Annotated in this window: 17 protein-coding genes; 7 read left to right on the top strand and 10 right to left on the bottom strand. The window is 62.6% G+C overall.

The window, feature by feature from the left end; translation table 11 throughout:
• Positions 1–19 precede the first annotated feature (19 nt).
• Positions 20–1591, bottom strand: coding sequence for a tryptophan halogenase family protein (locus GTP46_RS12920; protein WP_161007043.1), 1572 nt, complete (start codon positions 1589–1591; stop codon positions 20–22).
• Positions 1592–1831: 240 nt separating this feature from the next.
• On the opposite strand from GTP46_RS12920, the gene GTP46_RS12915 reads away from it, so the two are divergent.
• The 5 genes from GTP46_RS12915 to GTP46_RS12895 all read left to right on the top strand — a co-directional run bounded on the left by GTP46_RS12915 (position 1832) and on the right by GTP46_RS12895 (position 7628).
• A complete protein-coding gene (locus GTP46_RS12915; protein WP_161007042.1) occupies positions 1832–4306 on the top strand; it encodes a TonB-dependent receptor in 2475 nt (824 codons plus the stop codon).
• A 133-nt stretch (positions 4307–4439) separates the two neighbouring features.
• Complete coding sequence (locus tag GTP46_RS12910; protein ID WP_161007041.1) at positions 4440–5357, top strand: alpha/beta hydrolase; 918 nt, start codon at positions 4440–4442, stop codon at positions 5355–5357.
• A 28-nt stretch (positions 5358–5385) separates the two neighbouring features.
• The gene (locus GTP46_RS12905) at positions 5386–6189 is read left to right on the top strand and encodes a substrate-binding periplasmic protein (protein ID WP_161007040.1); all 804 of its coding nucleotides are present in this window, start codon (positions 5386–5388) and stop codon (positions 6187–6189) included.
• Between the two features lie 2 nt (positions 6190–6191).
• Positions 6192–7319 carry a TMAO reductase system periplasmic protein TorT gene (gene torT, locus GTP46_RS12900; protein WP_161007039.1) on the top strand — a complete coding sequence of 376 codons (1128 nt, stop codon included), beginning with the start codon at positions 6192–6194 and terminating at the stop codon, positions 7317–7319.
• A gap of 72 nt (positions 7320–7391) precedes the next feature.
• Positions 7392–7628 (top strand): hypothetical protein, encoded by a 237-nt coding sequence (locus GTP46_RS12895; RefSeq protein ID WP_161007038.1) that lies wholly within the window; start codon positions 7392–7394, stop codon positions 7626–7628.
• On the opposite strand, the gene GTP46_RS12890 is transcribed toward GTP46_RS12895, so the two are convergent.
• The gene (locus tag GTP46_RS12890; protein ID WP_202414253.1) at positions 7629–9005 is read right to left on the bottom strand and encodes an MFS transporter; all 1377 of its coding nucleotides are present in this window, start codon (positions 9003–9005) and stop codon (positions 7629–7631) included. It lies immediately after the preceding gene.
• Between the two features lie 105 nt (positions 9006–9110).
• Positions 9111–10451 carry a GH1 family beta-glucosidase gene (locus GTP46_RS12885; protein WP_161007037.1) on the bottom strand — a complete coding sequence of 447 codons (1341 nt, stop codon included), beginning with the start codon at positions 10449–10451 and terminating at the stop codon, positions 9111–9113.
• Between the two features lie 211 nt (positions 10452–10662).
• On the opposite strand from GTP46_RS12885, the gene trmB reads away from it, so the two are divergent.
• The gene (gene trmB, locus GTP46_RS12880) at positions 10663–11343 is read left to right on the top strand and encodes a tRNA (guanosine(46)-N7)-methyltransferase TrmB (protein ID WP_161007190.1); all 681 of its coding nucleotides are present in this window, start codon (positions 10663–10665) and stop codon (positions 11341–11343) included.
• Here trmB and GTP46_RS12875 read toward each other — a convergent pair whose 3' ends face one another.
• The 4 genes from GTP46_RS12875 to GTP46_RS12860 are packed head-to-tail and all read right to left on the bottom strand — an operon-like array spanning position 11344 to position 14973.
• Positions 11344–11742: a hypothetical protein gene (locus GTP46_RS12875; RefSeq protein ID WP_161007036.1), complete on the bottom strand. Its 399-nt coding sequence runs from the start codon at positions 11740–11742 to the stop codon at positions 11344–11346. It abuts the gene before it with no gap.
• Complete coding sequence (locus GTP46_RS12870) at positions 11739–12248, bottom strand: hypothetical protein (RefSeq protein WP_161007035.1); 510 nt, start codon at positions 12246–12248, stop codon at positions 11739–11741. Before GTP46_RS12870 ends, GTP46_RS12875 begins: the two co-directional genes overlap by 4 nt.
• A 30-nt stretch (positions 12249–12278) precedes the next feature.
• Entirely contained in the window at positions 12279–14057 is a 1779-nt protein-coding gene (locus tag GTP46_RS12865; protein WP_161007034.1) for an amidohydrolase, read from the bottom strand.
• Positions 14058–14070: 13 nt separating this feature from the next.
• Positions 14071–14973: a DMT family transporter gene (locus tag GTP46_RS12860; protein WP_161007189.1), complete on the bottom strand. Its 903-nt coding sequence runs from the start codon at positions 14971–14973 to the stop codon at positions 14071–14073.
• 111 nt (positions 14974–15084) lie between these two features.
• Here GTP46_RS12860 and GTP46_RS12855 point away from each other — a divergent pair, with 111 nt between their 5' ends.
• Positions 15085–16020: a helix-turn-helix domain-containing protein gene (locus GTP46_RS12855; protein ID WP_161007033.1), complete on the top strand. Its 936-nt coding sequence runs from the start codon at positions 15085–15087 to the stop codon at positions 16018–16020.
• A gap of 50 nt (positions 16021–16070) precedes the next feature.
• Here the strand turns inward: GTP46_RS12855 and recQ are convergent, their stop codons facing one another.
• From recQ to GTP46_RS12840, 3 genes are all read right to left on the bottom strand, one after another.
• Complete coding sequence (gene recQ / locus GTP46_RS12850; protein WP_161007032.1) at positions 16071–17891, bottom strand: DNA helicase RecQ; 1821 nt, start codon at positions 17889–17891, stop codon at positions 16071–16073.
• Positions 17892–17913: 22 nt separating this feature from the next.
• Positions 17914–18753, bottom strand: coding sequence for an undecaprenyl-diphosphate phosphatase (locus GTP46_RS12845; RefSeq protein WP_161007031.1), 840 nt, complete (start codon positions 18751–18753; stop codon positions 17914–17916).
• 187 nt (positions 18754–18940) lie between these two features.
• On the bottom strand, positions 18941–21337 hold the full coding sequence (locus GTP46_RS12840; RefSeq protein ID WP_161007030.1) for a TonB-dependent receptor: 2397 nt from the start codon (positions 21335–21337) through the stop codon (positions 18941–18943).
• Positions 21338–21425 lie beyond the last annotated feature (88 nt).

Genomic DNA, 21425 nt, shown 5'->3' with positions numbered 1-21425 from the left:
TCTGTTCGTGCGCCCACATTCAAGCGGTCTTGCGTTCGCCGCGCCGCGCCAGGTGTTCGACCATGGCCCGGTGGCTCGGCAGGTCGGCCAGGGCGCGCTGCGACATTTGCTGAATCATCGCAAACTCATGGCGTGCTTCCTCCATGCGCGGCAGCGTTTTGGCGTTGGCGTACAAACCGGTCTGGTATTCCATTCCGTACAGCACATATTGCCAGCTCGATGGCGGGTACATCTCGTAGTCCACCACGAAGTCCATGCGGTGCGGCGCGCGCTGGCGCCACATGGCCAGCTTGTCCTGCAGCGATTGCGGCACGCTGGCCATATCGGCGTTATCGATCCAGAACTGGTTGTCCTTGCGCTGCGTGAGGCAGTAGTGCAGCTTGACGAAATCGACGATGCGCTCATAGCGCGCCTTCATCATTTCGTTGAAGGTCTTGGCCACCGGCGCGAAATCGCCGTCGTGCGGGAACAGGTAGCTGACCAGGTACGCCGCTGTTTCAATCAGGCCGATGCCGGACGACTCCAGCGGCTCCAGGAAGCCGCCCGACAGGCCCACCGCCACGCAATTCTTCACCCAGTGCTGCTCGCGGTAGCCGACGTTCAGTTTGAGCTGGCGCGGATTCAGGCCATCGGCCTGCTTGCCGATGTAGTTGCGCAGCACTTGCTCGGCGCGTGCATCGTCGGTGTGGCGGCTCGAATACACGTAGCCGATGCCGCGCCGTTCGTGCAGGCCGATATCCCAGGTCCATCCCGCTTCGTGCGCGCTGGCGATGGTGTAGGACGCAATCGGCGCATCGGGGCGGTCATACGGCACCTGCATCGCCAGTGCGCGGTCGACAAACAGCACGTCGTTGATGTTGTGGAAGGAAGTGCCCAGCGCCTCGCCGATCAGCGCCGCGCGGAAGCCGGTGCAGTCGATGTACAGGTCAGCCGTTAGCACGCCCGCTTCCTTGGTATGCACCGCGCCGATGGCGCCATCTTCATCCAGCGCCACCCGTTCCACCGTGGCCTGCACATGCTTCACGCCCAGCGATTGGGCGTGGGTAGAGAGCAGGGCGGCGAACTTGCCGGCGTCGAAGTGGTAGGCGTAATTGAGCGGCCCCATAAAATCGGCGTCGCTGGCGCGCTTCGGTGCGTGCGAAGCATCGGCCACGCGCTTTTGCATGGTGGCGGCGGCGGCAAAGCCCACCTCCTTGCCGGCCGCGCCTTGCAGCCAGTAGGGCAGCAGTTCCGGGCCGCCCGGGCGCTGGCTCGGCAGGCTGAATGGATGGAAGTAGTGGTCCGCGCCCGGTGCGCCCGGCTCGCGCACCCAGTCGTTAAAGCGAATGCCTTGTTTAAAGGTGCCGTTGCATTCGCGGATGAAGCGCGCTTCGTCGATGCCGATGGTGGCCAGCGTGCCGCGGATTGATGGGAAAGTGCCTTCACCGACGCCGATGATGCCGATCTCCTTGGACTCCACCAGCGTGACCTGCACCGCGCCCTCGGCGCCCACACCCAGTTGCTTGGCTAAAAAACAGGCCGTCAGCCAGCCGGCAGTACCACCGCCAACGATTAAAACTTGCTTGACACCATTTTTTGGTAACGTTTTCATAGCATCTTCGTCTCCGTAAAGCAGCCATCCGGCATAGGGGAGAGACCGGAGATACAACGCTGCTACAATTTTTAATTTGACATCGGTAAGACAGATTATGTACCATGAAATCGATTTCACAAATACAGAAAACGTTTTCAGATAAATTGAAATCGTTTTCAAACAACATGAAATCGTTTTCTAAGATAAATGGTAGCACCGCCTCCTCCCCCTCGGCGATCGCTACGCACAAGGAGACTTATGAACGTCCACGTACCGCAGTCCGGGAAGCGCTTGCTGCTGTCCCCAATCTCGATGGCCATCTTCGCCCTGATGGCCGGCACCAACGTCGCTTACGCCGCCGACGACGCCCAAGCTACTGCAGCGGCCGCCGCCGCACCGGCAGCGGAACAAGCCGCACCGGCTGACGCCAGCAAGATCACCGAGGTGTATGTCACTGCCACGAAGCGCACGACTTCGTTGCAGAAGACGCCGGTCGCCGTGACCGCGCTGAACGCCGCTGCTCTGGATGATAACCACGTACAAACCATCCAGGACGTCGTCAACCTGGTGCCGGGCTTTGCAGCCACCGGCCAGGGCGACCACGGCGTGATCACCATGACCCTGCGCGGCATCGGTAACGACTCGGCCAAGACCGAGTACGCCGACCCGGAAGTGGCCAGCTTCGTCGACGGCGTCTACTCGCCGCGTCCGGAAGGCGCGACCGCGCTGCTATTCGACCTGGATGCGATTGAAGTCCTGCGCGGCCCGCAAGGCACGCTGTGGGGCCGTAACTCGACCGTCGGCGCCGTCAATATGCAGACCGTGAAGCCGGAAATCGGCAGCAACGCCGGCAACTTCGAAGTCGGCTACGGCAACTACACCCGCATCGGTGCCCGTGGCGCGTTCAATATTCCACTGAGCAGCACCACCGCCATGCGCGTGGCCGTGGTGCACGAGCAGCACGACGGTTACGTCGACTACCAGGCGCCGGTGATTCCATCGCTGGCCGCCCAGCAAGCCGCCGCCGCACCGGGCATCGCCTCCTGGAACGCTGCGCACCCGTTGAACCCGGTCACCTTCAAGCCGATCAACGAGAACGCCTACATCCGCAACGGCCAGAAGTACAACGCCCAGGACCAGAGCGCGGTGCGCCTGAGCTTCCTGTGGCAGCCGTCGGCTGACCTGAAGTGGAACATCGCTTACGAGCACTACGTCGACCGTGGTACGCCGAACATGAACTTGCTGCAGCAGCAGCGCCCGGGCCAGGCATTCTGGTCGGCCCTGATCGACACCGCACCTAACGTCAACCGCGATTCCAACTCGGTGCGCAGCCGTGTCGACTACCAGATCAATCCGGATGTGGCGCTGGCTTACATCGCCGGCTACTCGCGCTTCAACGGTTCCTCGACCTTCGACCAGGACGGCGGCGCCAACCCGGCCACCAGCTTCACCACCGCCACCAACAGCACCGGCAGCTCGGGCTACCAGGCTAATAATACCGTCTGGTCCAAGTACAAGAACTACAGCCATGAGCTGGAGATCATGTCGACTGGCAAGCGTGACGTCGACTGGCTGCTGGGCCTGTACTACGCCAACGAAGACAACGGCATCCGCTTCGACATCCCGATCATGAACGGCACCGAGATCGGCACCGTCAGCTGGCAGGGTTCCTTCATCCAGCCGAAAGAGACCGTGGATTCGAAAGCGGCTTTCGGCCAGGCGACCTGGAACGCTAGCGAGCAACTGCACCTGACCGGCGGCTTCCGCTACACCTCGGACAAACGCGAAAACATCGGTGGCCTTGGCAATGGCTGGAGCAACTATGACACCGTACCGCAAGTAGCGGTGAGCCCGTCGATGGATCCGCTGGCCGCAGGCGGCAACAACGGCTTCAAGCCGTACTCGTTCAACAGCGGCAGCTACAGCGACAACAAGCTGACCGGCCTGGGCCGCGTTACCTACGACATCGACAAGAACAATATGGTGTTCGCGTCGGTCTCGACCGGCTACAAGTCGGGCGGCCTGCAAGACGGCGGCCGTCCTTACGGCGCCGAAACGCTGACCAACTACGAGGTTGGTTCGAAGTCGACCTTCCTGGGTGGCAAAGTCCGTATGAACAACTCGGCCTACTACTCGAAGTTCAAGGACTTCCAGTTCAGCGCGCCGGTTACCAATCCGGACGGTACCCGCGGCCTGGCCACCAGCAACGCCGAAGGCGCTACCGTGTGGGGTGTGGAGACCGAGATTGCCGCCAAGATCACGCCGGTTGACCGCGTGCAGTTCACCGCCGCCTACACCCACGCGGTCCTGAAGCACCTGGTCGGCGGCAGTAACGACTATGCGCTGCCAGTGTGCCCGGACAAGCAAATCGCGACCTGCCTGGACGTGACCGGCAACACCATGCCGCACGCACCGAAGTTCAGCGCCCAGCTGCAGTACCAGCACAGCTTCGCGCTGGAAGACGGCACGCTGATCCCGCGCATCAGCACCCACTACGAAACCGCCAGCTGGCTGAGCGTGTTCAACCTGGGTGAGCCGGACCGCCAGAAGGCCTACAACCGTACCGACCTCGGTCTGCGCTACGACGCCAACTCGAAGTGGTATTTCGACGCCTTCGTGCGTAACGTTGAAGACGGCAAGATCAAGACCAGCGCCATGAACGCCAACGGTCCGTGGCAAGCGCAGTACCTGCCGCCACGTACCTTCGGCATCAACGTGGGCCGCTCGTTCTAAGCAAAGAGTTTTTCATGTAGTCCAGTGTTGTCTGTGGTCTTAGCACCCCTCGCGCCGTCCCCCGGCCGAGGGGTTTTTTTTACGTCATATTTTTATGCCATACTCATAGCGTGTGTTTCTCGTTGAGGTTTGCATGCCCGTCCTGAGTTCCGTTCTCGCTGCCGCCGCACTGGCCTGTGTGGAAGCGCCGCCCGATCCCACCAACACTTACGATGCGCCGCATACCTACGCCAAACTGGCGCGCGAGTATCCGCAGATCCGCATCGCCGGCGATGCGCTGCCGGACGGCGTGCGCAAGGTGGCCGATCAAGTCTACGCCCAACATGGCGTGCATTGCCTGAAACTGGATGCCTACCTGCCGGCGGGCGAGCGCTTGCCGGCAGTGGTGCTGGTGCACGGTGGCGGCTGGAAATCGGGCTACCGTTCCGAGTTCGTGCCGATGGCACTGCGGTTGGCGCAGCAGGGTTTTGCGGCGGTGACGGTCAGCTATCGCCTGTCGGGCGAGGCGCGCTATCCGGCGGCGGTGCAGGACGTGCAGGCAGCGGTGCGCTGGCTGCGCGCGCATGCGGATGAACTGCACATCGATCCGCAGCGCATTGCGCTGGCCGGCGGTTCGGCCGGCGGACAAATCGCCAGCCTGGCCGGCGTGGGGCCGGGCAGCGGCGGCGAGGTCAAGGCCATCATCAACATCGACGGCCTGTCCGACTTCACCAGCGCACTGGCGCTCAAGTACGAGGACGATCCGAACAAAAATCCGTCAGCGGCGGGCGCCTGGTTCGGCGGCCGCTACGCCGACCAGGCCGCGCTGTGGCGCGCCGCGTCGCCGATCCAGTACGTCCGTGCCGGCATGGCGCCGATCCTGTTCATCGGCAGTGCCCAGCCGCGCTTTTCGGCCGGACGCGAGGCCATGATGGAGAAGATGGCGCAAGTGGGCGTGGCCTCCGACCAGCTGGTGCTGCCCGATACGCCGCACTCCTTCTGGCTGTTCGACCCGTGGCTGCAGCCGACGGTCGATGCCAGCGTGGCTTTCCTGCGGCGGCATCTGCGTTAGCCGTGCTAGTATTGGTATCACTATGCGTGTGACGATCTCTCTCTTGCTGGCTGTGGTTCTCGGTGCAAGCGCACCGCAGGCCGCTTACGCGGCGCAGCGGATTGCGGTCGGTGCCACCTTCAGCCATATTTTTGAACAGGATGCGGACGGCCAGTGGCAGGGACTCGGCGTGGACGTGCTGCGCGAGCTGGCCGCACGCGCCGGCGACACCATCGTGTTCAGGCTGTATCCATGGCCGCGTGCGCAGGCGATGGTGGAGCGGGCGCAGGCCGACATTCTGGTCGGACCGTACAAATCGCCGGAGCGGCTCAAGCGCTACGCCTTCCTCGACTTGGCCTTCTATCGCGACCGCATGGTGTTCTACGCGCGCCGCGAGGCGGAGGTGCCGTGGCATGGCGACTTCGCCGCGCTTGGCAAGCGCCGCATCGCCACGGTGCGCGGCTGGCATTACGGCGCCCAGTTCGATCTGGCGCGTGCGCAGCTGGACATCAGCGAAGCACCGCAGCTGGAAAACGGCATGCAGATGCTGGCGGTCGGCCGCATCGACCTGCTGGCCACCAATGAACGCAACACCACCGGCTTGATCGACAGCTTGCATTTGCGCGAGTCGCTGGCCGTGCTGTGCCCCGACATTACAACGCTGGACGGCTACCTGGCCTTCCCGCGCGATCCCCAATTCACCGCTGTACGCGACCGCTACAACGTGCTGTTCACCGAGATGGTACGTTCGGGCGAACTGGCGCGGCTCGGCGTCCGCAATGGCGTGCTGGTGCCGGCCAGCGACGGTGCGGCCCGGCCGTCCGCGGCATGCAGCGACAAACACAGGCCCTGAATATGAAGAAGTCCATCGTAAGTTTATCCCTGCTGGCGCTATGGTCGGCGTCGGCACTGGCGCAGCAAGGCGCCAAGTTCGTGCCGATCCCGGTGACCTCGATCTTCCGCCCGGTGCAGCAGAACGGCACGGCGGACGATGCGCTGGCCAGCGGCCGGCTGGTGCAGGGCACGTACGCGCCGGCCACGCATGCCAGCAAACGCTGGCGCATCGCTTTCCTGTTCCCGCACATGAAGGACCCGTATTGGAGCGGCTGCGCCTACGGTGTCATTACCGAAGCGAAGCGGCTGGGCATCGTAGTCGATATCCTGCCCGCCGCCGGCTACGACGACCTGCATGGGCAAGTGCAGAAAATGGAAGAGGCCATCGCCGCCAAGTACGACGCGATTGTAATTTCGCCGATCAGCATGACGGCCAATAATCCCTCCATCGTACGGGCGCGGGCGGCCGGCATCCCGGTGCTGGAACTGGCCAACGACAGCCGCAGCGAAGAATTGAACCTGAAGGTGACCACCTCGCTGCGCGGCATGGGCATGGAAGCCACCCGCTGGGCGGTGCGTGACGCCCAGCAGCGCGGTCTGAAGTCGATCAACATTGCACTACTGCCGGGGCCGATGGGCGCCGGCTGGGTGAAGGGCGAGGTCGATGGCACGCGCATCGCCGCGCAGGAAGCACCGATTGAAGTGAACATCCTCGACATCCGCTACGGCGACAGCGAGCGCGCGCTGCAGTCGCAGCTGACGGAACGTATCCTCAGCAAGCATGGCAGGCGGCTCGACTACATCCTTGGCTGCACCGGCTGCGCACCGGCGGCGCTGGCGCCGTTGAAGGCGGCGGGACTGAACGACAAGATCCGCGTGGTGGCGTTCGACCTGACCAGCGAGATCGCGCACCTGGTCCGCAACAAGGAAATCTATGCGGCCGCCGATACCAAGGGCGTGAGCCAGGCGCGGGTGGCGATCGATGCCGCCGTCAATCTGCTGGAAGGGCGCGGCAAGGAGCAGCCACACACCATCCTGGTCAAACTGGGGATGCTGGACCAGCAGAACCTCAGCAGCTATCCGTTTGATACCTCGATTGCGCCGGAGAACTACAAAGTCGTGCTGTCTTACGACCCGGCCAAGGAGTAGGCCTACTGTACGCCGCGCCGGCGCCATCTTGCGTTACCCTAGCGCCTGCAATGCAAAGATGAGGAGGCCGTGATGATCCCGGACCATGACCGGCGCCAGCGCGCGCCACAAACATCGGATACCGCCGGCTGGCACTCGTACGATTTCATCGTGCGGCAGGCGCTGCAAGTTCAGCGTGAAATTGGCACGCCCGGCGCGGTGGCGCTGTTGCAGAAGATGGGACTCAAGCCGCAAGTGATCGCCCGCGTGCTGGGCCCCGAGCGCCGCGTACGCGAGGAAGATTTGCGCTCCCTCGCTGGCGGTGCCTGATCAGTCCTTGTGGTGGAACGGCGCGAACCAGGTCACCAGGAAGGACGGGATGGTCGCTGCCATCACCAGCCAGAAGTAGTGCACATAGCCCAGCAGCTGCTGCAGGTGGCCGCTGACCACGCCGGTCACCATCATGCACAGGCCCATCAGGCCGGTGCCGAAGGCGTAGTGGGTGGTGGTGTATTTGCCCGGCGCCAGCTGCTGCATCAGGTAGATCATGAAGCCCACCGAGCCGAAGCCGAAGAAGAATTTTTCCACTGCCACGCCGGCGCAGATTGCGATCAGATTGTCCGGCTGGTAGATCGACATCAGCAGGAACGTCACGTTCGGGATGTTGACCGCGCAGCACAGGATGAACAAGGTTTTCTGCAAGCCGCGACGCGCCACGAAGATCCCGCCCAGCAGGGAGCCCAGCAGCACGGCGATCAGGCCGTAGGTGCCGTAGATCAGGCCCAGCATCTCGTTCGACAAACCCAGGCCACCTTGCGCCACCGGGTCCACCATGAAGAACGGGCCGATTTTTTCCAGCAGGCCGATACTCAGGCGGAACACGAAGGCAAAGCCCACCATCAGCCACACGTCGCGCTTCTGGAAGAAGGTGATGAAGGAATCCTTGAGGATGTAGGCCGCTTCGCCGACCGACTTCGGTGCGTTTTCCGCCTTGGCGCCATCCGGCATCACCCGCATATGCCACAGCGCGGTGAGGATGGTAATGCCGGCCACGATGAAGAAGATGATGCGCCACGAATCGATCCACTCGGGACCAAAGGTGCCGGCCTGGTGGTGGAAGTAGTGCGTATGCAGCCAGCCGCTCAGGTACACCATGCCGCCCGAGGCGACGATGGGACCGATGTTCCAGCTCAGGCTCTGGATGCCGCAGAACAGCGACTGGGTTTTGGTGTCGAGGGCGGTGACGTACACGCCGTCGGAGGCGATGTCCTGCGTTGCGCCCACCAGCGACAGGATGCCGAACAAGAACACCATGATGACCATGTAGTCGGGCAGCGACATCGCCAGCGCCACGCCGGCAAAGCCCAGGCCGACGATCAGCTGCGCGCACAGCACGAAGAACTTCTTGGTACGGTACATTTCAACGAAGGGCGCGAACAGCGGCTTGATGGTGTAGGCGAGGATCAGGTAGCTCGCGTATTGCGCGGCCTGGCCGTTGTCCATGCCGAGGTTCTTGAACATGATGGAGGTCACGCTGGTGAGCATCATGTAGGTCAGCGCCATGGCGAAGTAGCCGCTCGGCACCCACAGCATCGGCGTGCCGCGCGCGAACATGGCGCGGAACAGGGAAGGCGGCACGGCGCCGGGAGACGCTTGCTCTTGCGGCGCTTGTGGTTCCTGCTGAACTGCGGATTGCGCGGTGGTCATGTTGTCGTCCTCTGGTTCTCGTTATGGAGTGTAGCACCAGCTCTGCGGCCGGCTTGAACGGGCGCCGCCGGCACGAGGCCGGCGGCGGTACTACAGTTGCGTTGCTCAGGCGGCGTGCGCAGTTTTCTGCGGACGCTGTTGGATCAGGTAGTCGCGATACCACAGCGCGCTGTGCTTGAGCGTGCGCTTCTGCGTGGCGTAGTCCACGTGGACGATGCCGAAACGCTTGGCGTAGCCCGAGTTCCATTCAAAGTTGTCCAGCAGAGACCACAGGAAGTAACCCTGGATGTTCACGCCTTGCAGGCGGGCGTCGTTCAGGGCCTTCAGGTGGCGCTGCACGAAATCGATGCGCGCTGCATCCGGGATCTCGCCGTTGACGATGGTGTCCGGATTGGCCATGCCGTTTTCGGTGATGTAGATCGGCGGCAGGTCATAGGCATCGTGCAGCTTGAGCAGCAGCTCGGTCAGGCCGTCCGGGAAGATTTCCCAGCCCATGTCGGTCTTGCCCAGTTTGCACTCCGGCTGGCGTGGTGGCACTTCGGTCGAGCAGAAGGCGCGGAAGTAGTAGTTCACGCCGAGGAAGTCGATCTTCTGGTGCGCCGCTTCCAGGTCGCCGGCCTGCACCACCGGTGCATTGTCGCCGTGGACCTTGAGCGCGTACTCAGGGTATTTGCCTTTGAAGATAGGATCCATGAACCATTCAACCGAGCGCGAATATTCGAATTCAGCGGCGGCCTTGTCGGCTTCGCTGTCGGTGGCCGGGTCGGCGGTCCACTGGTTCAGCACAATGCCCAGCTGGGCCGAGCTGCCGACTTTGCGCATGGCGGTCATGGCCAGGCCGTGCGACAGCACCAGGTGGTGCGACACTTGAATCGACTGCTTCAGGTCGGCCACGCCCGGCGCGAATTGCGCGTTGCCGTAGCCGAGATTGGCCGTGCACCACGGCTCGTTGTGCGTTGCAATCGTTTTCACGCGGTTGCCGAAGCGCCGCGCCACTTCCGCCGCGTACTCGGCGAAGTGGTAGGCGGTGTCGCGGTTCAGCCAGCCGCCTTCGTCCTCCAGACCTTGCGGCAGGTCCCAGTGGTACAGGGTGATGTGGGCGGCAATGCCTTTGCCTTCCAGTTCTTTCAGCAGGCGGTCGTAGAAGTCCCAGCCGGCTTCGTTCCATGCGCCTTTGCCTTGCGGCTGCACGCGCGCCCACGCCATCGAGAAGCGGTAGGCGTCCACGCCCAGGCCAGCCATGATGGCGACGTCTTCCGGATAGCGGTGGTAATGGTCGCAGGCCACGTCGCCATTGGTGCCGTCGATGACTTTGCCGGGAGTGTGGCTGAAGGTGTCCCAGATCGATGGGCCCTTGCCGTCGGCGCTGGAGGCGCCTTCAATCTGGAATGCACTGGTGGCGACGCCCCAGGTGAACGAGGGTGGGAATTGCGTGAAATCGGTCATTTTTTAATAAGTTTGTCAGGATCGAAATGGAGGACATTGCTACGTTTGAAAACGATTTCACGCCTCAGGTCTTGATTAGACCTCAACTGCCTGCGAGTGTCAATCGATTTGGAAAAACAAGGGGTTAAGCCTGATATAATGCCGCCTCAAATAATTTTCGACGATTCCCACCATGTCTTCCGATACGCCTAAAGACGCCCCAGCGCGGGGCATGCTGTACGACCCGACCGAACACCGCATCCGCAGCTTCGTGACCCGTGCCGGCCGCCTGTCGACCGCGCAAGCGCGTTCGCTGGAAGAACTGGGCCCGAAGTTCCTGATCCAGTACCAGAAAGCGCCGCTGGATTATGAGCAGACCTTTGGCCGCAAGGCGCCGGTGGTGCTGGAGATCGGCTTCGGCATGGGTGGCACCACGGCGCATATCGCCGGCGTGATGCCGGAGAAGGACTTCATCGGCGTGGAAGTGCATACGCCGGGCGTGGGCAGCTTGCTGAAACTGATCGGCGAGCAGGAGCTGACCAACCTGAAGGCGATCCAGCACGATGCGGTGGAAGTGTTGAACTTCATGATTCCGGATGGTTCGCTGCACGGTGTGCACATCTACTTCCCGGACCCGTGGCACAAGGCGCGCCATAACAAGCGCCGTCTGGTGCAGTCGCCGTTTGTGAAGCATCTGGTGCAGAAGCTGGAAGTGGGCGGCTACCTCCACCTGGCGACCGACTGGGAAGACTACGCGGTGCAGATGCTGGAAGTGCTGAGCGCTGAAGAGGGCTTGCAGAATACTGCCGACGGCTACGCGCCGCAGCCGGCGTATCGTCCGTTGACCAAGTTTGAAAACCGCGGCCTGAAACTGGGCCACGGCGTGTGGGATCTGGTCTTCACCAAGCAGTAATTACTTCGGCAGCGCTGCCTTGCGCAGTGCTGCATCGATGCGCTGCATCGTCTCATCCGGCGTCGCCTTGGTACACCACAGGCGGCGCTCTTCGTAGATCTTTTCCGACAGCTTACCTTTGCCATCGCGGCCCGGCAGATCCACCCACGCCAGCATGCAGGCGGGCGACTCGTTCTTTTGTAGCAGCACCAGTTGCTGCTTGGCCGGCGTGCTGCGCAACAGATATGGAATGTGCGCGGCCTTGAGCGCGCCCGCCACCTTTGCCACCGCATCGCCGGCCGGCACGCCACGCTCAGTGTAGTGATACGGCGGCCGCTCGTTGTAGTGCACCACCAGCGGCGGCTCGGCCGCCCACGCCGGCATTACTGCTGCGATAAGCGCGGCGGCGAGCATCTTCATTTTTCGAGCGGCTCTACGTCCAGCACCACCACGTACTGCAGGCGCTTGCCTTCCCACAGCGCGCCGCCGCGCACTTGCGCGTCGCAGGTGCTAGGCTGGCCGGCGGCTTCCTTCTTGCGCAGTAGTTCGCGGAACTTGATGGACGCCTTCTGCGACAGATAGCCCACCATGCGGCCTTCGATAAACACCGCCACCGCCTCGTTCTCATACGCGTTGTGATCATCCGGCATCAGCGTCGCCACATACTGCGCGGCGGCCGCACGCTCGCCATGTTCTCCTGCCAGCGCTTTTAAAGTCGGCTGGTAACGCGACTCCGTCATCACCTCCACCATGAATCGCCCGCCATCCGACCAATGCAGCACAGGCGCAGCATCCGGCAGCTTAGGCTCATACGGCACGCCGGTCGGCAAGGGCAATGGCTGCGGCTTGTTCGGATTAGTTTTGATGATCGCGTAAACCACCGCCGCCGTGGCGAGGATGATCAACAGGGAAATGGCGAAAGTCATGGCGTGTCTGTTTATGCAAAGGGCGATATCTTACCGCATGCCTTTCGACTGATAGACGATTTTCCCGCCCACCACCGTCTGCAGCACCTTGATGTTGGCGATGTCCTCTGCTGGTATCGTGAAGAAGTTACGATCAAGGACAATCAAGTCCGCCAGCTTGCCCACCTCCAGCGAACCGGTTTGCGTCTCCTGCCGCAGCGTGTACGCCGCGTTGAGCGTGATCGCGCGCAGCACTGCAGCGCGCGGCAGGCCCGGTTGCGCCGTCAGCGTACCCGCGTATTCCTTGCCCGCATCCGGCGCCGCAGTGCGGGTGACGCCGACCTTCAGCGCGAACCATTCATCCAGCGGATCGACCGGCCAATCGCTGCCATATGCAATGCGCGCGCCGGCATTGAGCAGCAGCGCTTGCGGCTCCACTAGTGCATAACGCTGCGGCCCCATAAAGTCCTTCAACGCGCCCACCGTGTCCGGCGCAGGCTTGGCCCACTGGAAGGACAGCACCGGCGTCACGTCGAGCTGCGCAAAGCGCGCATAGTCCGCCGGTGCGACGATTTCATCGTGCGCCAACGCAGGCCGTACGCGCTTGCCTTCCGCCGTGGTGCGCAAGTCGGCAATCGCATCAAGCGACTCGCGCACCGCACGGTCGCCATCAACGTGAATGTGCGGGTCGATGCGCGCATGCGCCAGCTCCGTCAGCGTGGCGCGCAGCGATTCCGCCGAGAAGTAGCTTGCAGGCCCGTTGTGTGGGCCGGGCTGCCAGTTCGGCTTCTCCGTCGTGCCCTTGTTGACGAGGTAAGGATCGATCATCGCGCCGGTGAAGGCGGGTGCGGAAATCACGCCGTCCATAAACAGCTTGGCGTGACGCACCTGCATTGATGGCGCAACCTTGGTCGGGCCCTGGTCGAACTGCTTCTGCTGCTTGAGCAGTTCCGCCACCGCGCTTTGCGGCGTTGCGCCTTTATCCAGATCGATCAGCACCGCGAAGTGCGCCCGTGCCGTTAGTTTGCCTTGCTTGTGCAGGTCGGCGAAGGCGGTCATGGTTTCCGGGTCGGTGTAGGCGTCGAGGAAGGTGGTGATGCCTTGCTGGCGCATTGCCGCCAGTGCGGCCTTGGACGCGGCTAGGTTCTCGGCCACCGTCAACGGCGGCAGCAAATTCATGGCGAGATCCTGCGCCGCATCTTCCAGCAAGCCGGTGGCGTTGCCTTTGTCGTCGCGCGTGATCTTGCCGCCGGCCGGGTCTTGCGTGTCGCGCTCAATCTTGGCGACCTTGATGCCTTTGGAATTCAGCAGTGCCGAGTGGCCGAACGAGGAACGCACGATGATCGGCCGCTCGGTCTTCAGCGCATCCAGCGTGGCCGCCGTGGTCTCCACGCCATCTGGCAGCATCCCTTGCTGGAACCAGTTGACCACAATGAGCCAGCGCTCCGGCCCGGATTTTTTATCTTTGTCGATGCAGGCCTGGATGCGCGACTGGAACTGGGCCACCGTCAGCGCCTCGTAATTCAGGCTGCAGTTGAGCAAGCGGCTGCCGCCGGATTGCGGATGCATATGGCCGTCGATCAAACCAGGCATCAGCATGCGGCCTTGCAGGTCGATCACCTCGGTCTTCTTGCCGGTGATGGCCTTCACGCCTTCGTCATCGCCGACGTAGACGATGCGGCCGCCGCGCACGGCCAGTGCCTGCTGCACGCTGTCCTTGGCGTCTACCGTGTAGATGTAGCCGTTGCGGTAGACCGTGTCGGCGGGTTTGTCGGCGGCGTGTGCGGTCAGGCTCAGTGCCAGTGCGGCGAAAAGGCCGGTGCGGATCATGCAATCTCCTGGTCTATGCGGCTCCCATCAGTTTGGCGCGCAGGGACGGTGGCAGGAATGCCAGCAGATTCCCCATCAACACCAGCGCCAGCCCGCACAGGGCCAGCGGTGTCCAATGGTAGCCTTCGTAAATAGTCGAAATAGTCAGCGCTACGATGGGGAATAATACCGTGGAATAGGCCGCGCGGTCCGGGCCAATGCGGCCGACCAGCATCAGGTAGGCGGTGAAGCCGATCACCGAGCCGGGAATCGCGAGGTAGAGCAGGGCGCCGAGATAGCGCGGCGCGGGATCGAGCGTGAACGGCATGCCCAGCGCCAGCGCCGCCACGCCCAGCGTGGTGGAGCCGATCAGCATCGCCCAGCTATTGGTCAGCCACGGCGTCAGGCCGAGGCCCAGCGATTGCATGCGGCTGGAGAGCAGGTTCCCGCACGAGAAGCACAGTGTGCCGCCCAGCGTCAGCGCGAGGCCGAGCAGGGTGTGGCTGTCGTGCCAGTGGCCGGCCATCTGCGGCGCGAACAGCAGCACAATGCCGCCAAGGCCGAGCAGCGCGCCAAACATCACCTGCGGCTTAATCGGGCGGCCGAGGAAGATGCGGCCGTTGATGGCATTCCACAGCGGCGCAGTGGAGAACACCACCGCTTCCAGGCCGCTGGTGACCCACTGGCTGGCGTAGTAGAAGCACAGGAAATTCAGGCAAAACAGTGCTATGCCTTGTGCGAACAGATAAGGCCAGGCCTGGCGCGGCGGCCACCACTGTCGGCGCGTGATCAGCAGGCCGACCATTAGCACGGCGCTGGCGATCCAGAAGCGGTAAGCGATCGACACCGGCGCCGGCACGACGCCCAGCTGGAAGGTGATGGCGATCCACGTAGTGCCCCAGATCAGGACGGTGAGGAGGTAGAGGAAGATATTCATGCCGCCAGCATGCCGGGCATGCAGCTGGGCGACTTGTCTGAAATTGCGCATATCGGCTTGAACGCGCGCCCGCGCTCAGCGCGTGGCGTGGCAGCGTGCTAGACTTTATTCATGTCCTCCCGCGTCCACAACCTGCCTGCCACCTTGCTGTCCGCATTGCCGGACGGGCAGCTGTCGCATTCCGTTTTCAAGACCATGTCGGAGACCGATGCGCAGCTGGAGCGCTTTGCGTGGCTGGGCGATGAACTGGCGTTGGCGATCTGGCGGCGCGATACGCCGGTCGCGGAAACCAGCTACAACCAGCCGGGCCACCACACGTTGTCCTACTATCTGGACGGCGGACATCGTACCGAACGCACCGAGCTTCCTGGTTTGTATGGCGCGCCGAAGCGGCTGTGCACTTTGCCCGACTGGCACGAGTCTTCGTGGACGGTGCGCGGGCAAATGCACTTCATGCACATCTACTTCCTGCCCGAGCACTTCACGCGGCGCGCGGTGGTGGAGCTGGACCGCGAACCACGCGAGCTGACGTTGGCCGACCGCACCTACTTTGAGCACGAACGCATCGGCCACTTGTGCGCGGCGCTGGCCGAGATGTCGTGGGATGGGCCAGACGCCCAATTGCGCGCCAACGAAGTCACGCACGAAACCCTGAGCCACCTGCTGCTGGCGCAATCAGTGCCGCAGCATCAAGCACGCGTGCGCGGCGGCCTCTCGCCGGCGGTGCGGCGACGGCTGGCCGACTACATCGAAGCGCATCTGGCGCAGAACATCACGCTGGGCGTGCTGGCGCAGCTGGCGTGCATGTCGGAGTTCCACCTGGTGCGGATGTTCAAAGTCTCATTCGGCATGCCGCCATCGGCATGGATCGCTGCGCGCCGTATCGAACACGCACGTATGCTGCTGAAGACCACAGATCAACCGTTGCAGCAAATCGCCGACGCCTGCGGCTACGCAGACCTTAGCCACTTCAGCCACCGCTTCCGCGATGCCCTCGGCGCTTCGCCACGCCGCTACCGCAGCGCCATCCGAGTCGTTCCCGCGTAAAGCGGGAACCTATGTACAGCATGGATTCCCGCCTGCACAGGAGTGACGGGTTACTCCATCTCGCTGATCAAACTGACGATTTCGTCGCCGTAGGAGGCGAGTTTTTTCTCGCCGACGCCGGAGATGCCGCGCAAGTCGTCCAGCGCAGTCGGGCGGGCTTTGGCGATTTCGCGCAGGGTGGCGTCGTTGAAGATGATGTAGGCGGCGACGTTGTGCTCGCGCGCCGTGCCCATACGCCACGAGCGCAGGCGGTCGAAAATCTTTTGCTCTTGCGCCGACAGGTCGCTTTCCACATAGCCTTTGGCGGCTCGGCTAGGCTTCTGCTTGACCGGCTTCTGGTACTGGCGCAGCTGGACTTTCTGCCCGCCTTTCAGCACCGGACGCGCGGCGTCGGTCAATTTCAATGAGCTGAATTGTTCATGGTCGACGGTCAGCAGGCCAAGTGCGATCACCTGACGCAGGATGGCACGCCATTCCTGCTCGCTGCGGTCCGCGCCAATGCCGAACACCGACAGCGAATCGTGATGCCAGGTCTTGATGCGATCCGTCTCCTGCCCGCGCAGCACGTCGACCACATGGCCGGCCGCAAAGCGCTGGTCGACCCGGTACACGGTCGACAGCAGCTTCTGCACCGGCACCGTGCCATCAAAGGACACCGGCGGAATCAAGCAGGTATCGCAATTGCCGCAAGGGCCGGCCTGCTCGCCGAAGTACTCGAGCAGGCGCACGCGCCGGCAGCTCAGGGTTTCGCACAGGCCCAGCATCGCATCGAGCTTGTTGCCCAGCACGCGCTTGAAGGTTTCGTCGGCCTCGGATTCGTCGATCATCCGCCGCTGCAGCACCACGTCCTGCAAGCCGTAGGCCATCCAGGCGCTGGACGGCTCGCCATCGCGTCCCGCGCGGCCGGTCTCCTGATAATAGCCTTCGATACTTTTCGGCAGATCCAAATGGCAGACGAAGCGCACGTTCGGTTTGTCGATGCCCATGCCGAAAGCGATGGTGGCGCACATGACGATGTTCTCTTCGCGCAGGAACTTGGCCTGATTCGCCGCCCGCACCGAGTGCTCCATGCCGGCGTGATAAGCCAGTGCGCGCACGCCGTTCTCGTTCAGGAATTCCGCCGTCTCTTCCACCTTCTTGCGCGACAGGCAGTAGACGATGCCGCAGTCGCCGCCATGCTCGGTAGTGATGAAGTCCAGCAGCTGCTTGCGGCCATTGGCTTTCTCGACGATCTGGTAGCGGATGTTGGGGCGGTCGAACGACGACACGAATTGCGCCGCATCCTCCAACTGCAGGCGGTGCACGATTTCAGCGCGCGTTTGCGGATCGGCAGTCGCGGTCAGCGCAATGCGCGGCACGTTGGGGAACTGCTCGTGCAGCACCGACAGCTTGATGTACTCAGGCCGGAAGTCATGTCCCCATTGCGATACGCAGTGCGCCTCGTCAATCGCGAACAGCGAAATTTTAGAACTCTGGAACAGGTTCAGGCAGCGGTCCGTCATCAGCCGCTCGGGCGCGACGTAGACCAGATCAATCTCGCCGGTACGTACCAGCCGCTCGATGCGGCTGGCTTCTTCGTACGACTGGGTGGAGTTCAGGAAGGCCGCACGCACGCCGACTTCTTCCAGCGCGTCGACCTGGTCCTGCATCAGCGCGATCAGCGGCGACACCACCACGCCGACACCGTCGCGCAGCAGGGCCGGGATCTGGTAGCACAGCGACTTGCCGCCGCCGGTGGGCATCAGGACCAGCGCATCGCCGCCGCCGGCCACGTGGCCGACGATGTCCCCCTGGTGGCCGCGGAAGGCTGGGTAGCCGAAGACGGTTTGCAGCAGGTGGAGAGCGCGTTCGTTGTTATCCTGATGATCCATGATGCTGCGACTACTTTACGTGTTAGTCGGCCCAGACGACGGTGCCGGTGTATGCGGTTGCCAGCACCAGCAGGCCAAAGGCGATGCGGTACCAGGCAAAGACGGTGAAGGTATGCGAGCTGATGTAACGCAGCAGCCAGCGCACGCACAGGAAGGCCGAAATGAAGGCCGACACAGTGCCGATCGTGAACAATGGCAAATCGGCGGCCGACAACAGCGCGCGCTCCTTGTACAGCGAGTATACAGTAGCGCCCAGCAGAGTCGGAATTGCGAGGAAGAACGAGAACTCGGTCGCTACCTGGCGCGAGAAGCCGAAGATCATGCTGCCCATGATGGTGGCGCCGGAACGGCTGGTGCCCGGGATCAGCGCAAACGCTTGTGCCAGGCCGATTTTCAGCGCGTCGACAGGGGTGATCTGGTCGACCGAGGTGATGCGGGCCATGGCCGGATTCGCCTTTTCGCGTTTTTCCACCCACAGGATAATGAAGCCGCCAATGATGAAGGCCATCGCCACCGGCACCGGCGCAAACAGCACCGCCTTGATGGCTTTGTTGAACGCCACGCCCAGCACGGCGGCCGGCAGGAAGGCAATGACCACGTTGAGCGCAAAGCGCTGCTGCAGCTTGTCGCTGAACAGGCCGCTCAGCACCTTGGCGATGCGGGCGCGGTACTCCCAGACCACGGCGAAGATGGCGCCGGCCTGGATCACGATCTCGAACACCTTCATTTTTTCTTCCATGCCCTGGAAGCCCAGCAGGTGCTCGGCCAGGATCAGGTGGCCGGTGGAGGAGATCGGCAGGAATTCCGTGAAGCCTTCAACCAGGCCCATGATGATGGCTTTAAGCGCGAGTACGATATCCATGAATTCAGTTTTGCAGGTGGAGGTTGAGGGAAAGTGGCGGCAGCGTGGAGGGTGCCGGGGTCGAAGCTTACCATGTCAACGTTAATTTTTTATGAATCTCACTCAACCGTAATGACGAAAATAGGGCGAAAAAAAGCCCTCGCAGCGGGCTGTGAGGGCAAAAGACGAGGGAGATGCTGGTTGAAACTTAGAACGTCACGTCAAGGCGGGCGCCGAAGTAGCGTTGGAAGTCGCGTGGCGGCATCCATTCGGTGGTATTGACCGCGACCGGCTTGTTCGGCGCTTTCGGGCTCCAGGTGCCGTTGGCGATGGCGTTGTTGAGGCCGGTCGCGTAGCGCTTGTCGAACAGGTTGTTGACCAGGAAGGTGACTTTGTAGCGGTCCTGTTTGTCCTTCACACCGAAGCTGACGTTGGTGATCGCATACGCGCCCTGGATGGTGTTTGGATCCTGGCTCAGCGAGAACTGGGTGCGGCTCTGGTAGCGCGTGGAACCGGCGATGAAGCCGTTGAAGCCGTACGACGGCAGCATCAAATCATATTGCCCACCGAGGTTGACCTTCACTTTCGGCGCATTCGGCAGGGTTTTGCCGGCCAGATTCTGCACAAAAGTGTTGTTGTACTTCGGATTTTGCGCGCAGCCCGGTCCCGGCGTGCCGGCGGTGCCAGCTGCATTGATGACGTTGTAGCACGGGCCATTCTCAAATTCCTGGATGGTGGCCTGGGTGTAGGCGAAGCTGCCGTTCAGCTGCAGTTCGCGCGTCACGCGTATATTGCCTTCCACTTCCAGACCCTGGGTGCGCAGGCCGCCGATGCTGTTCAGGCCAGTGCGGAAAGTGCCGTCGTCGTCAAAGAAGCTGGACGATTGCTGGAAGTGTTTGAAGTTGGTGCGGAACAGCGCCACGCTGAACATCGCGCGGTTATCCAGCAGGCTTTGTTTCCAGCCCAACTCGTAGCTGTCGGCGGTTTCCGGCGCTACGGCTGGCAGCTTGGCGGTGGCTGCGGTGAAGCCCGAGGTCAGGTCATACGCCTTGCCCTTGTGACCGGTGGAGGCCATGGCGTAGACCATCGCATCTTTATTCAGCCGGTGTTCGAGGCCGAGTTTGTAGGTGGCGCTCTTGTCGTTGTCGGCCTTGGTGTAGAACTCGGTCAGCGCTTTAGGTTGCGGCGGCACGGTGTAGCGGCGGAAGTTGTAGCCGGTGTCTTCATCGTTGTAGCGGGCGCCGGCGATCAGGCTGGTGTCCGGACGGAAGTCCCACGAGCCCTGACCGTAGATGGCTTTGCTGATGTTCCAGGCGTCGGCGCCGTAAGCGGTGCCGTAGGCCTGGATCAGCGGCGCCTTGGTCAGTTCGCGCGTCAGGACGTTCTTGCCGTACCACAGGCCGGCGACGTAGCGCAGCGCGCCTTTGTCAGGCGAGGTCAGGCGGAATTCCTGGGTGGTCGATTTGACGTCGAAGTAACCATACTGGTACAGGCCGCCGTGCATGCCGGTTGGCTGGCCGTTGGGCAGGAACAGGAAAGGCAAGATGTCGACGTCGGTGTTGTCGTTGTCCTGGTAGTCGTCCATATGGTACTTGCTGTAAGACGAGATCGAGCTCAGGGTGTGCCCCTTGAGCTCGCTGTTGTCGTCAAACGCCCAGTCCAGCTTGACGCCAGTGCCAACGTCGTGGAACTTGCCGCCGGTTGGATAATCGTTGCGCACGTCGCGGTTGTCCGGGCTGATGTGGATGCCGGACAGCACCACCGACGGCGGCAGCTGCGGCGCATTGCGGTACAGCGCGCCCGGCGACATCGAGGTGAAGGCGGTCGAGCAGCAGAATTTTTCGGTGCGGTTGTAGTGCGGCGTCAGCGTCAGGGTCAGCTGGTCCAGCGGTTGCCATTCCAGCTTGCCGCTGAGGTTGTCGCCCTTGCTGCCGTTGAGCTTCTTGCCGGTGGTGAGGTTGTTGAGCGTGCCGTCGAAGTTGGTCTTGCTGGCGGCAATGCGCAGGCGCAGCGTGTCCGACACCGAGCCGCCGGTGCTGAAACCGGCGCGCCATTCGTTGTCGTTGGTGACGTAGGTGGTGGCGTTGGTTTTCCAGGCGCCGCCGATCGGCTTGGTGGTGATGTTGATCGCACCGGCAATCGAGCTCTTGCCGAACAGCGTGCTTTGCGGGCCTTTCAGCACTTCGATGCGGCCAACGTCGGCCAGGTCTTTGAACGCACCGGCCTGCATGCCCAGCGGCACGTCGTCGACGATTACGGCCACGTCAGCCTCCACGCCGATGCCCAGCGAGAAGGTGCCGATGCCGCGCATATTGATGCTGAAATTGCCCGGCTGGGTGCCGTAGGACAGCGTCAGCGCCGGCGACAGGGCCGGTACATCTTCCAGGTCGCGCACGTTGGCGCGTTGCAGGACGGCGTCGCTCAGGACGGTGATCGAGGCCGGCACGTCTTGCAGGTTTTGCGCGCGCTTGTTGGCGGTGACGATGACGGATTCTAGTTTGCCGTTATCGGCTTGTGCTGCTTCCTGCGCAGCGGCTGCGCCACCGATCAGGGTGAGGGCAACCGCAGCTGTGATGAGCCGCAGTTTCGGTTGGTTCGATTGCATTGTGGTGTCTCCAGTTTTATTGGTATGGGTACTTCAACTAGTTTGTGGCAGCGCTTCCATTTCGAGGTTGAAAAAAGCCGCCGAGAGC

Source organism: Duganella flavida, assembly GCF_009857445.1.
GTDB classification, from domain to species: domain Bacteria; phylum Pseudomonadota; class Gammaproteobacteria; order Burkholderiales; family Burkholderiaceae_D; genus Rugamonas; species Rugamonas flavida.
Note: the sequence above shows the minus strand (reverse complement) of the source record. Positions and strands in the feature narration are given on the sequence as shown.